The following is a 12,676-nucleotide window of genomic DNA, read 5'->3' on the forward strand; positions in this document are numbered from 1 at the left end:
CTCGGCGCAGCCTACAGACACGGTGCAGCCCCAAGAGTGAAATGAGAGCCTTCATGAGACCCTCCACCCCCAAGAGCCCTTCCGCTTCCAAGGACGCCGTCCACAAAGGCCTTGTTGCTGGAATCGCAGGCCTGTCCCTGGCAGGAACCGTGGCGGGCTGCGCGCCGTCCACGGCCGACAGCACGCCCGGCACTCCGGGCGCCCCCTCTGCCGGCTCTTCCGCCCTGGCCGGCGGCGGCGCCGTCTACAAGGACGGCACCTACAGCGCGGACGGCAACTACGTTTCGCCCAACGGCACTGAGACGGTGGGCGTGCAACTGACGCTGGCAGCCGGAACAGTCACGGACGTGCAGATCACCCAGCACCCGTCCAACCCCAACACCCGCAAGTTCCAGGGCCAGTTCGCCGGGGGCATTGCAGCCCAGGTAGTGGGGAAAAACATTGATGGACTCAACGTGTCCAAGGTCTCCGGGTCCTCACTGACCAGCGGAGGGTTCAACCAGGCCCTGGAGAAGATCAAGGCGGAGGCGCAGTAGCCGGTGCCGGCGACGGACCGGGAGGACTTTTCGTTCCAGGGGATCGGTACAGACTGGCACATCACCACTGCCCTGCCGCTGCCCCCGGCCGTAGAGGCGCGCCTTGTGGACAGGGTGGAAAAGTTCGACGGCGACTGGTCCCGTTTCCGTACCGATTCCCTGGTTGCAGACATGGCCCGGCAGCCGGGGCGCTATGCGTTCCCGGCCGAGGCTGCTCTCCTGGGCGACTTGTATTGGCGGCTTTACCGCCTGACCGGCGGGGCCATGACGCCGCTGATTGGCGGCAGCCTGGAGCGCCTGGGATATGACGCGGCGTACGCCCTCCGGGCCGCAGGCCTGCCGCTTCCGGCACCGGCCTGGGAAGGTGTCCTCACGTGGTCCGGAACGGTCCTGGCTGCCAGCGCCCCGGTGGTGCTGGACATCGGCGCCGCCGGCAAGGGCCTGCTGGTGGACCTGCTGGCACAGGAGCTGGTGGACGCCGGCGTTCGCGCATTCGTCATCGATGCCGGCGGGGACCTGCTGGCCAGCGGAACCGGGCCCGTCAGAGTGGCACTTGAGCACCCCTACAACCCGGCACAGGCGATCGGCGTCGTGGACCTGCAGGACCGGGCACTGTGCGCCTCCGCCGCCAACCGGCGTGCCTGGGGCGACGGACTGCACCACGTCCTTGACGGGACCACCGGGAAGCCGGTGCGGACCGCCGTCGCCACCTGGGCGCTGGCGGAGTCGGCCATGGTTGCCGATGCCCTCGCCACTGCCCTCTTCTTCGTTCCCGGCGCCCAGCTCCAGGAGGCGTTCAACTTTTCCTGGCTGACGGTCTTTTCCGACGGCAGCGCCACCTATTCCGCCGAATTTGAAGGGAAGCTGTTCCCATGAGCCCCGTGGAAACACCGCAGACCGGTCCGGCTTCCTCCCTGGCGGGCCGGATAGACACCGCCCTGGGCAGGTTCACCATGTACCGGCTCATCCTTGTAGTCCTGGCAGTACTCGCCGCGTACAGCCTGCTGCTTGATGTGCTGGGCTGGCTGACCTTTGGCATCCCGCAGATGCTGGCACACCTGGCGCTGTGCCTTGGTGTGACCTACGCCGCCAACCGGGCGCTGGCGGCGCTCTTCCGGATCAATCCCCATTCGGAATCGTCGCTGATCACCGGGCTGCTGCTCTACTTCCTGTTCTGGCCCTCCCTGCAGCCGATGGACCTGGCGGGGGTAGCGCTGGCCTGCGTGCTGGCGTCGGCGTCCAAGTACGCATTGGCGTGGCGCGGGCGGCATATTTTCAATCCTGCCGCCGCCGGCGCCTTTGCCACCGGACTCACCGGACTGAACATCGCCACCTGGTGGGCCGCGACGCCGGCGATGATCTGGCTGCTGGTACCGGGCGTGCTGTTGATCCTGTACCGGACACGCAAGGTGCTGATGGCAGCGGTGTTCACGGTGGTGGCCACGGCGATCATTACCCTTGAACTGCTTCGCTCGGGCATGACAGCCGGGATGGGCGTCTGGCAAACCCTCGCCCAGCGTCCGGTGCTCTTCTTTGTGGGCTTCATGCTGACCGAACCCCTCACGTTGCCGCCGCGGCGCCGCCAACAGTTGGCTCTTGCAGCAGTGGCCGGGGTGCTCTTCGCGGTGCCCTGGAACCTGGGTATTGTGGCCAACTCCCCCGAGGCGGCGCTGCTGGCGGGCAACCTGCTGGCTTTCCTGGGGGGCCAGCGCGGCGCCGTAAAGCTCCGGTTCGCAGGAACCCGCCCGTTGACGCCCACCACCGCCGAGTTCTCGTTCGAGCCCGCCAGGCCGGTACGTTTCATCCCCGGGCAGTACATGGAGCTGGACCTGCCGCAGGCCAGGCCGGATGGAAAAGGCCGACGCCGGGTGTTCAGCCTGACCGGCTCCCCCGGCGGCCGCCTGGTGAAGTTTGGCGTCCGGACGGCAGGCCCTTTGTCTGCGGCAAAGGAGGCGCTCCTGGCGTTGCGGCCGGGCGACGAAGTGACAGCCACGGCGGTGGGCGGCGACTTCGTCCTGCCGCGGGACCCGCGCCGGCCGGTGCTGCTCATCGCGGCGGGCATCGGCATCACGCCATTTATGTCCCAGCTGTCCTCCGGGGGCCTGCGGGAGCGGGACGCCGTGCTCCTGTTCCTTGCCAGGAGCACTGATGAGGTGGCCTACGCGGATGAACTTCGGACTTCGGGCGTGCGGGTACTGGTGCGGCTGGCGGATGGTTCCGAGCCGCCGACCGGCCTGGCCTCCGTTGCCGCGGCCAACCCCGGCGCGTCCGGCCGGCTGGACGGACAGGCGCTTGCGGCGCTGGTCCCGGACATTGCCCGCCGGGATGTTTACGTCTCGGGCTCCCCCGCAAGCGTTGCATCCCTCCGCCGCGCATCCCGGCGGGCCGGCGCACGCCGGGTGCGGACGGACTCTTTTGCGGGCTACTAAGGCTGCTCCGGGAACCATCCCGGGCTGGTCCCGGTGGTGGTTTTCCCTTGCGGGCCACCTTCCTGCTAAGCTCTAGGACGTCCCGCCGGGAACGGCAGGATATCCCGGAAATTGCCCTCGTAGCTCAGGGGATAGAGCGTCTGCCTCCGGAGCAGAAGGTCGTAGGTTCGAATCCTATCGAGGGCACATGGGGAACCCCCGCCGCTTCACGAAGCGGCGGGGGTTTTTTCGTTCCGGTCCGTCTACACCGTCAGTAGCTCAGGGCCGCCTCGTCGGCTGTTGCCAGGGTCAGCACGGCCTCCTCTACGGTCTCGTGATCTTCCAGGTCACGCTCGATCCGGCGCAGGACCACCGCCACTTCGTGTTCCGGGTGGTTCCCCTCCAGATCCACGGCTGCCACCAGATACAGCTTGCGCGGACCTACGAATTCAAGATGCAGGTAGGTGAGCCGGGCGATGTCCTCGTGCTCCAGCAGCCGTTGCACCATGGAGCGTTCGATGTCCGGAGTGACTCCCTGGCCAACCAGGAAGCGCCGGTTGCGGTCGATGAGGACGACGGCGACGACGGCCAGCAGCACGCCGACCACGATCGATCCGATCGCGTCCGGGAGGGGCGAACCGGTGACCTGGTGCAGGAACACGCCCACAAACGCCACGATGAGGCCGATCAGCGCGGCCGCATCCTCGGCAAAAACAGCACGGAGGGTGGGGTCTGAGCTGATCAACACCTGCTCCAGCGTGTGGCGTTCCAGCTCGTGGGCCGCTTTCCGGGTCTGTCGGAAAGCCTGGATGAAGGAAATCCCTTCAAAGACGAAGGCCACGGCCAGGACGATGTACGCCACCATGAAATCGGAGGCGGGTTCCGGGGAAATGATCTCCTGGACGCCGTGCATGATGGACACCACAGCGCCGGCGGTAAAGAGGCCGAACGCGGCGAACATCGACCAGACGTAGGCTTCCCGGCCGTATCCCATGGGATGGCTCTTGTCCCGGGGCCGGGCAGAGCGCCGCTCCGCGAAGAACAGGAACACCTGGTTCCCGGTATCCGCCCAGGAGTGCGCTGCCTCCGCGGCCATCGAGGCCGAGCCGGAAAGGACAGCGGCCACTGACTTTGCCGCCGCGACGAGCACATTCGCGACGAAGGCGATGATGACCGTCAGCAGGGTGGAGCTGGACTTGGTTCGCTTTTCGGTTTCAGCCATGCGCTTACCGTACCCAGCTCAGCCCGCTCCAGCGCCCGGAAGGCTGGTGAATTCGTGGCGGTGGCTTCCCTGTCATTGTCAGTGGCTCCTCGTAGGCTGGGTCCACCTAGTTGAGGGGGTACGCAATGCACGTTCCAGTTTGTTCGATCGTTCCGCCGTACATGTTGCGGCGGCTGGCGCAGCAGGATGCGCCGGAGTTCTCTTCCGCGGCAAGCGCCGCCAGGAAAGCGCTGGGCCACGTCGAGTCCTTCCAGGCTGCCCGTTCACAGGCTGTTCAGGCCCTCCCGCCGGGCCTGCGGCTGGAAAAACCAGGGCCGGTCAACCGGGCCGTCTACGATGCCGGCGGGGACGAAACCCTCCCCGGCAGGCTTGTCCGTCCAGAGGGCGGCGCCGCCACCGGCGATCCCGCCACGGACGAGGCCTATGAAGGGCTGGGGTCTACGCACAAGCTGTATGCGGACGCCTTCGGACGTGATTCGGTGGACGGACACGGGTTGAAGCTTGATGCCACGGTGCACTTTGGCAAGCTGTACGACAATGCCTTCTGGAACGGCAGCCAGATGGTCTTCGGCGATGGCGACGGTGACGTCTTCGAACGGTTCACCAAATCCGTGAGCGTCATTGGGCACGAACTGGCCCACGGCGTCACGCAGTACTCGGCCGGGCTTGTTTACCGGAACCAGGCGGGCGCGCTGAACGAATCCATGTCCGACGTCTTCGGCGCGCTCGTTGAGCAGTACGGCAAGAACCAGTCCGCCGCGGAGGCCAGCTGGCTGATCGGGGAAGGCCTGTTCACGTCCAACGTCCAGGGACAGGCACTGCGGTCCATGAAAGCGCCCGGAACCGCCTACGACGACGACGTGCTGGGCAAGGACCCGCAGCCTGACTCCATGGACTCCTATGTCCGGACCAGCGCGGATAATGGCGGCGTCCACATCAACTCCGGTATCCCCAACCGTGCCTTCTACCTTGTGGCGGAGGCTCTGGGTGGCTACGCCTGGGATGCGCCGGGCCGTATCTGGTACGAGACACTGACCAATGGTTCCCTGCCGCCCTCAGCCACCTTCACCGTCTTTGCCCGTGCCACGGTGCGCGCTGCCGCAGAGCTTTTCGGACCGGAATCCAAGGAGCATGACGCCGTCGGAGCGGCGTGGGAAACTGTAAGAGTCAAGGTTTAACCACTGTCCGGCGGCCCACCCATTGGTTCCCGGACCGGATGGAAGCCCAGGGGCCAGCCCATGAAGATCAAGGTGGAGCGCACCGGCGGAATCGCTGCGATCACGCGCGTATGGACGGTGGACGCCCGGACGGACAGCGACCTCAGCCAGTGGCAGCCCATTGTCGAGGCGTGCCCGTGGGATGCGGTTCCCAGCACCCCACGGGCAGCTGCCGCAGCCTTCGAGGCGCAGCAGCCGGACCGCTTCATCTACTCCATCACCGCCGGGCAGCGAAGGGCGGCCCTGCCCGAACATGCCCTCACGGGCCCATGGCGAATCCTGGTTGACACCGCGCGGGCCGCCGCCGGGGAAGCCGGCGGACCCGGACCCGGCGCGGACACCGGCAGCCCTGCCTGAGGGCGGCCCGCCAGCAACTGAACGGGGGGCCTTTCCCTGCGGCAGTAGACTGTCTGCAGCCATGACTTTTCATATCTCCTATCCCGCCGAGCTGCCGGTCTCCGAGCGCCGCGAGGACCTGATGGCCGCAATCGCAGCCAACCAGGTGACCATCATCGCCGGCGAGACCGGCTCCGGAAAGACCACCCAGATCCCCAAGATGTGCCTGGAACTGGGGCTCGGAGAAAAGGGCCTCATCGGGCACACCCAGCCCCGGCGCCTGGCAGCGCGGACGGTAGCCGAGCGCATCGCGGAGGAGCTCGGCGTCGAGATCGGCCAGGAAGTAGGCTTCCAGGTCCGTTTCACGGGCGAGGTCAGCAAGGCGACCAAGGTCAAACTCATGACCGACGGCATCCTGCTCGCCGAGATCCAGCGGGACAAGCTGCTGCGGAAGTACAGCACCATCATCATTGATGAGGCGCACGAACGCAGCCTCAACATCGACTTCATCCTGGGTTACCTCAAGCGGATCCTGCCGCAGCGGCCGGACCTGAAGGTCATCATCACCTCGGCCACCATTGATCCCGAACGGTTCGCCAACCACTTCGGGACCCGGGAAGACCCGGCCCCCATTGTTGAGGTCTCCGGCCGGACATATCCCGTGGAAATCCGCTACCGTCCGCTCTCGCAGCCGAAAGCGGACGAAGAGGATGCCTCGGATGATGAACTTGAAGAGGACCGCGACCCCCTGGACGCCGTCTGCGATGCCGTGGACGAGCTGGCGGCGGAGGCTCCCGGTGACATCCTGGTGTTCTTTTCCGGTGAGCGTGAAATCCGGGACGCCGCAGAAGCCCTGCAGGCCCGCATCCAGTCCAACCGCAGGCTGGCCAACACCGAGATCCTCCCCCTCTTTGCCCGCCTGAGCCTGCAGGAGCAGCACAAGGTGTTCCACCCCGGCAGCAGACGCCGGATCGTGCTGGCAACCAACGTGGCGGAAACGTCGCTGACGGTTCCGGGCATCAAATACGTCATCGACACCGGCACGGCACGTATTTCCCGGTATTCGCACCGCACCAAGGTCCAGCGCCTGCCCATCGAACGCGTCTCGCAGGCATCGGCCAACCAGCGCTCGGGACGCTGCGGCCGCGTGTCCGACGGCATCGCCATCCGCCTTTACTCCGAGGAGGACTTCGAGTCCCGGCCCCGGTTCACCGACCCCGAAATCCTGCGCACCAACCTCGCCGCCGTGATCCTCCAGATGACCGCGATGGGCGTGGCAAAGGGCCCCAAGGACGTTGAAGACTTTCCGTTCGTCGAACCGCCGGAAACCCGGGCCATCAACGACGGCGTCACCCTCCTTCGCGAACTCGGGGCCCTGGCTCCCCCGCGCACCCAAGGTAACGGCAGTGCGGCTGAAGCAGCCGGCGGCAGGGGCGGGCCGAAGGGCGGCGGCCTCACCGCCGTCGGACAAAAACTCGCCCAACTGCCCGTGGATCCCCGCTTGGGCCGCATGATCGTCGAAGCGGGAAAGCGCGGCTGCGTCCGTGAAGTCATGGTCCTGGCAGCGGCACTCACCATCCAGGACCCGCGCGAACGGCCCACCGACAAGCAGCAACTGGCCGCGGAAAAGCACAACCGCTTCCGGGACGAAAACTCCGACTTCACCGGCTACCTGAACCTCTGGAACTACCTGCAGGAGAAGCAGCAGGAGCTGTCGTCATCGGCCTTCCGCCGGCTGTGCCGCGCCGAATTCATCAACTACCTGCGGGTGCGGGAATGGCAGGACCTCTTCACCCAGCTGCGCCAGCTCGCCCGCCCGCTGGGAATCGCCCTGGACAACAAGCGCCTGGCAGATCCCGTGGGCAACCATGACGGCATCCACATCAGCCTGCTCTCCGGGCTCCTCAGCCACATCGGCATCCTTGACGAGCGCAAACGCGAATACGCCGGCGCCCGGGGCAGCCGCTTCGCGATCTTCCCCGGATCGGCGCTGTTCAAGAAGTCCCCCACGTTCGTCATGGCAGCCGAGCTGGTGGAAACCAGCCGGCTCTGGGCCAGGGTGGCGGCGAAATTCGATCCGCTGTGGGCCGAGCAGGTAGCTCCTGACCTGGTGAAACGCACCTACAGCGAACCCCACTGGTCCACCAAGCAGGGCGCCGTCATGGCCTACGAAAAGGTCACCCTTTACGGTGTTCCGATCATCGCCCAGCGGCGGATCAACTATGGCCGCGTGGATCCTGTGGTGGCCCGGGAACTGTTCATCAGGCATGCCCTGGTGGAAGGCGACTGGCGCACCCACCACAAGTTCTTCCACCGCAACCGGGCGCTCCTGCACGAGGTGGAGGAACTCGAGGCCCGCATGCGCCGCCGGGACCTGCTGGTGGATGACGAAACGCTGTTCGAGTTCTACGACGCCAGGATCGGTCCCGACGTGGTCTCAGAGCGGCACTTCGACAAGTGGTGGAAGGACGCCCGCAGGGAAAACCCGGACCTCCTGGACTACGACAAGTCACTGCTTCTCAGCGATGACGCCGACGACCTGGACGTCTCCGCCTACCCGAAGACCTGGCTGCACAAGGGCTTCGAGCTTCCGCTGACGTACGAGTTCCATCCGGTGGCACCGGGCTCTGCCCCCGACCCGTCCGACGGCGTCACTGCCGAAGTTCCGGTCCTGTTCCTCAACCAGCTCGACGACGCCCCGTTCCGGTGGCTGATCCCCGGTCAGCGGGTGGAGCTGGTCACCGCCCTGATCAAGTCGCTTCCCAAGCAGGTGCGCAAGAATTTCGTTCCTGCCCCCGACGTGGCACGGCAAGCGGTGGCCGTCCTCGAAGCCGACTTCGATCCCGCCGGGGACGAGCTCGAACCTTCACTGGAACTTGCGCTGCGGCGTATCCGCGGCGCAGTCATCCCGCCCGGCTCCTGGAACTGGGACGCCGTCCCCCCGCACCTGCGCGTGAGTTTCAAGGTGGTGGACAGCAAGGGCAACGTCCTGGGCGAAGGCAAGGACCTCGCCGGGCTCCAGGAGCAGCTCGCCCCCGCCACCCGGCGTGCCATTGCCGAGTCGCTTGGCGCCACCCCCGCCTCCACTGCGCCCGGCGCCGGCTGCAACGCGCAGCGCCGGAATGGAAAGGCGTCCGACGGCGGCCCACCGGGCGGCCAGCACCAGGGCACCGGAGTGCCGGGGGGCCCTGGCACGGCAGGGTTCGTGGAGCAGGAAGGCCTGACTGAATGGACCTTCGGCACCATTGAGCGCCAAGTGAGCAGCATGGTCAAGGGCCATACGGTCACCGGCTACCCGGCGCTGGTGGACCAGGGCACGTCAGTGTCCCTGCGCGTGTTCCAGACGGCTGGGGAACAGCTCGACGCCATGCGCGGCGGCGTGATCAGGCTGCTGGCACTGCGCGTTCCGGCACCGGACCGATACGTCCTGGAGCACCTGAGCAACACCGAGAAACTCACCTTCAGCCAGAACCCGCACGGCTCGGTGACGGCCCTCATCGCCGACTGCGCATTGGCGGCCATCGACAAGCTCACACCCCCGGAACTCCCCTGGGACCGCCCGGCGTTTGATGCTCTTTATGAGCTGGTGCGCGCTGAACTCATCGACACCGTCTTCACCGTCACTGCCGTCGTCGAGCGCATCCTGGCCAGCACCCGGCGGATCGAAAAGCAGCTCAAGGGCACCACCAGCCTGCCCCTGATCAGCGCGCTGAACGACATCAAGAGCCAGCTGGAACAACTGGTGTACCCGGGTTTTGTGGCACGCACGGGCTACGCCCAGCTCAGCCAGCTCCCGCGGTACCTTGCGGCCATCGAAAAGCGGCTGGAGCGGCTGCCCGGGAACGTGCAGCGGGATGCGCTGAACATGACAGTGGTGCAGCGGCTCGAGGACGACTACGACGATGCCGTCTCGGCGCTGCTGCCGGGACGGCGTGCCGGACGGGAGTTAACCCAGGTGCGCTGGATGATCGAGGAACTCCGGGTGAGCCTGTTCGCCGTCGAACTCGGAACTGCCTACTCCGTGTCCGAAAAGCGCATCCGGGCCGTGCTCAACAAGGCACTTGCCCCTGCCTGAGTAAACGGCTGAGTGCCCGGCCTGCGGGGCCGGGCACTCAGCCGAAACGACACCGTCAGGCCGCCGGAACGTATTCCCCATAGCCGGCTGCCCGAAGGCCTTCGCGCAGCTTTTCGGCGTTGGCGTCCAGCACCGCGGGGTCCGGGTTCTGGTCCGCTGACCCGAAGTCGAAATCGGCCATGCTGCGCGAAGGCCACACGTGCACGTGCAGGTGGTTGATTTCGTAGCCCGCCACGATCAGGCCGGCCCGGCGGGCGCCGAAAATGTCCACCTGGACCGCGCCGATCCGCCGTGCCACTTCCATGACCTTGGCAAGGGTCTCCGGCGAGGCGTCCGTCCAGCGGTCCACTTCCTCGGTGGGGACCACCAGGGTGTGGCCGTCGGCAAGCGGGCCGGTGGTAAGGAACGCTGAAACGTCGTCCCCACGCCAGACGAACCGGCCGGGAATTTCGCCCTTCAGGATCTTCGTGAACAGCGTGCTCATGCGTCTGCCTCCTCGGCTGGTGCCGGCAAAGTGCTGGTGTCCAGCACGAACCGGTACTTTACGTCTCCAGCGACCATCCGGTCGTAGGCTTCATTCAGCTGGCCTGCTGCCACCATCTCGATATCGGCAACCACGCCGTGCTCGGCGCAGAAGTCCAGCATTTCCTGCGTTTCGGCAATGCCGCCAATCAGTGAGCCGGCGTAGGCGATCCGGCGCCTGATCAAGGCGCCCGGATTGACCGGCGGCATGGCTTCGGAGGGCAGCCCCAGCTGGAAGAGTGCCCCGTCCACGCGCAGGGTGCGGAAGAAAGGGTTCAGGTCGTGCGGGGCCGCCACGGTGTCGATGATGAGGTCGATGGTACGGTTCGCGGCGGCCATGGCAGCTTCATCCCGCGACAGGACAACTTCATCCGCGCCCAGTTCCAGGGCGGCCGCCACCTTCGATTCCGAGGTGGTGAACACCACTACCCTGGCACCCATGGCCTTGGCCAGCTTGACGGCCATGTGGCCCAGCCCGCCGAGCCCCACGACGCCCACTACATCGCCTTCCTCGACGTCGAAGTGCCGCAGCGGCGAAAAAGTGGTGACGCCGGCACACAACAGTGGCGCTGCAGCGGCCGGATCCAGCGATTCCGGCACGCGCAGGACGTAGCGGCGGTCCACCACGATGGACGACGAATAACCGCCCTGGGTGATGGTGTCCCCGTTCCGCCGGTCCTTTGCGCCGTAGGTCCCGGTCATTCCGTTTTCGCAGTACTGTTCAAGGCCGTCCAGGCAGCTTTCGCACTCGCGGCAGGAGTCCACCATGCAGCCAACGCCCACGCGGTCGCCCACTGCGAAGTCGGTGACATCCGAACCGGTCCTGCTGACCCTGCCCACGATTTCGTGGCCGGGGACCAGGGGGTAGGTCTGGCCGCCCCATTCTCCACGGGTGGCGTGCACATCGGAGTGGCAGAGCCCGCAGAACTCGATGGCGATCTCCACGTCGTCCGGTTTGGGCGCGCGCCTGGCGACCGTCAGCGGTACCAGCCCGCTGGCTCCGGAGACTGCGCCGTAGGCTGCGGCGCGCATTCCGGCTTCGGCGTCTGCTGCTGCGGGTGAAATGGGATGGGCAAGGGGCGGTGGTACGGGGCGTCCTGGTGTCATAGTGCGACGCTACCCCCGGCTCCGCCGGACTTTCCAGCCGGGGCCGCGGCGTCGCCTGGTTCCGGACCGGTGGCCACGGGCAGGTCCGGGCGGTTTGACCACTCCGAGAAGGAGCCCGGATAGAGGGCAGCAGAGAACCCCGCCAGTTCGAGTGCGGCCACCTCATGGGCCGCCGTGACGCCGGAGCCGCAATAGACGGCCACCGGTTGGCTGTCCTGGACGCCCAGGCATTCGAACCTCTGCCGCAGCTCCGCCGGCGGAAGGAACCGGCCGGCGCCGTCCACGTTTGCAGCGGTGGGGGCACTGACTGCTCCCGGAATGTGGCCGGCACGGGGGTCCACCGGTTCGAGCTCGCCCCGGTACCTCTCGCCCGCCCTTGCGTCGAGCAGCAGGCCGCTGCGCGGCCAGGTGGCGGCAGCACCGGCGTCGACCACGGGCATTTGGCCACTGCCCAGCTCAACGTCGCCGCGGGTGGGACGGACGGGGCCCGCCTCACGCGGCAGGCCGGCGGCACGCCAGGCGGCCAAACCGCCGTCGAGCAGGTAAACCCCGGTGACGCCGGCGTCACGCAGCATCCACCACAGCCTGGCCGCCGCCATGTTTCCGCTGTCATCGTAGGCAACCACGACGTCACCCTTCCGAATACCCCAGCGGCGGGCCGACTCCTGGAACGGGTCGCGGGACGGCAGCGGGTGCCGCCCGCGGTCCGGGACGGTGGGATCCGCAAGCTCCGAGGCCAGGTCAACGAACACGGCGCCCGGCAGGTGCTCCGCAAGATAGTGCTCAAGGCCATGCGGATCGCCCAGCACCCAGCGCACGTCCAGCAGCACCGTCCGGCGCCCGGCGGCGAGCCTGGCTTCAAGGCCGGGGACGTCAATCAGCGGATTCATGGAGCTCCTTCTGCGGGATCTGCGCCGTCTGATGGCGCAGGCAACGGTCCAACTTTAGACGGGTAATCCGGCTGCCACGGGTAGGCTGGTGCGGTGAAGATCGAGGGCAGCACCGGCACGGGCAGCGGCGGAACGGACCGGGACTGGGCGGACCAGGCGATCCGCACCATCACGGCGGAGAACAACCGTTCCGCGGACACCCACCTCTACTCGGTGGCCCTGCCGGAGCATTGGGGCATCCAGCTGTACCTCAAGGACGAGTCCACCCACCGGTCCGGCAGCCTCAAGCACCGGCACGGGCAGCGGCGGAACGGACCGGGACTGGGCGGACCAGGCGATCCGCACCATCACGGCGGAGAACAA

General features: G+C 66.9%; 10 protein-coding genes, 1 tRNA gene and 1 pseudogene. 8 read left to right on the forward strand and 4 right to left on the reverse strand.

Annotated elements, in window-relative coordinates; all coding sequences use genetic code 11:
* Positions 1–53 precede the first annotated feature (53 nt).
* From ACR65J_RS12860 to ACR65J_RS12875, 4 genes are all read left to right on the forward strand, one after another.
* Positions 54–536: an FMN-binding protein gene (locus ACR65J_RS12860; RefSeq protein WP_440169431.1), complete on the forward strand. Its 483-nt coding sequence runs from the start codon at positions 54–56 to the stop codon at positions 534–536.
* Positions 537–539: 3 nt separating this feature from the next.
* Positions 540–1,412 carry an FAD:protein FMN transferase gene (locus ACR65J_RS12865; RefSeq protein WP_440169433.1) on the forward strand — a complete coding sequence of 291 codons (873 nt, stop codon included), beginning with the start codon at positions 540–542 and terminating at the stop codon, positions 1,410–1,412.
* Positions 1,409–2,965 (forward strand): ferredoxin--NADP reductase, encoded by a 1,557-nt coding sequence (locus tag ACR65J_RS12870; RefSeq protein ID WP_440169435.1) that lies wholly within the window; start codon positions 1,409–1,411, stop codon positions 2,963–2,965. The genes ACR65J_RS12865 and ACR65J_RS12870 overlap by 4 nt, the downstream gene beginning before the upstream one ends.
* Positions 2,966–3,078: 113 nt before the next feature.
* Positions 3,079–3,151 (forward strand) — tRNA-Arg (locus ACR65J_RS12875).
* A 64-nt stretch (positions 3,152–3,215) separates the two neighbouring features.
* Here the strand turns inward: ACR65J_RS12875 and ACR65J_RS12880 are convergent.
* Complete coding sequence (locus tag ACR65J_RS12880) at positions 3,216–4,166, reverse strand: cation diffusion facilitator family transporter (protein WP_440169438.1); 951 nt, start codon at positions 4,164–4,166, stop codon at positions 3,216–3,218.
* 125 nt (positions 4,167–4,291) lie between these two features.
* On the opposite strand from ACR65J_RS12880, the gene ACR65J_RS12885 reads away from it, so the two are divergent.
* The 3 genes from ACR65J_RS12885 (at position 4,292) to hrpA (ending at position 9,794) form a co-directional block, all read left to right on the forward strand.
* Positions 4,292–5,344 (forward strand): M4 family metallopeptidase, encoded by a 1,053-nt coding sequence (locus ACR65J_RS12885; protein WP_440169440.1) that lies wholly within the window; start codon positions 4,292–4,294, stop codon positions 5,342–5,344.
* A gap of 60 nt (positions 5,345–5,404) precedes the next feature.
* Positions 5,405–5,740, forward strand: a complete 336-nt coding sequence (locus ACR65J_RS12890; protein WP_440169442.1) for a protealysin inhibitor emfourin — start codon at positions 5,405–5,407, stop codon at positions 5,738–5,740.
* 61 nt (positions 5,741–5,801) lie between these two features.
* Positions 5,802–9,794: an ATP-dependent RNA helicase HrpA gene (hrpA, locus tag ACR65J_RS12895; RefSeq protein ID WP_440169444.1), complete on the forward strand. Its 3,993-nt coding sequence runs from the start codon at positions 5,802–5,804 to the stop codon at positions 9,792–9,794.
* 55 nt (positions 9,795–9,849) lie between these two features.
* On the opposite strand, the gene ACR65J_RS12900 is transcribed toward hrpA, so the two are convergent.
* Genes ACR65J_RS12900 through ACR65J_RS12910 form a run of 3 tightly spaced genes read right to left on the reverse strand, consistent with a single transcriptional unit; the run spans position 9,850 to position 12,313 of the window.
* Positions 9,850–10,278 carry an HIT family protein gene (locus ACR65J_RS12900; protein WP_440169447.1) on the reverse strand — a complete coding sequence of 143 codons (429 nt, stop codon included), beginning with the start codon at positions 10,276–10,278 and terminating at the stop codon, positions 9,850–9,852.
* Positions 10,275–11,423 (reverse strand): NAD(P)-dependent alcohol dehydrogenase, encoded by a 1,149-nt coding sequence (locus ACR65J_RS12905; protein WP_440169449.1) that lies wholly within the window; start codon positions 11,421–11,423, stop codon positions 10,275–10,277. The genes ACR65J_RS12900 and ACR65J_RS12905 overlap by 4 nt, the downstream gene beginning before the upstream one ends.
* Positions 11,420–12,313: a sulfurtransferase gene (locus tag ACR65J_RS12910; RefSeq protein ID WP_440169452.1), complete on the reverse strand. Its 894-nt coding sequence runs from the start codon at positions 12,311–12,313 to the stop codon at positions 11,420–11,422. The genes ACR65J_RS12905 and ACR65J_RS12910 overlap by 4 nt, the downstream gene beginning before the upstream one ends.
* Positions 12,314–12,406: 93 nt before the next feature.
* On the opposite strand from ACR65J_RS12910, the pseudogene ACR65J_RS12915 reads away from it, so the two are divergent.
* Positions 12,407–12,534 (forward strand): annotated as a pseudogene (locus ACR65J_RS12915) (PLP-dependent cysteine synthase family protein); the annotation flags it as partial.
* Between the last annotated feature and the right edge of the window lie 142 nt (positions 12,535–12,676).

It is taken from the genome of Arthrobacter sp. SAFR-044, assembly GCF_059414985.1.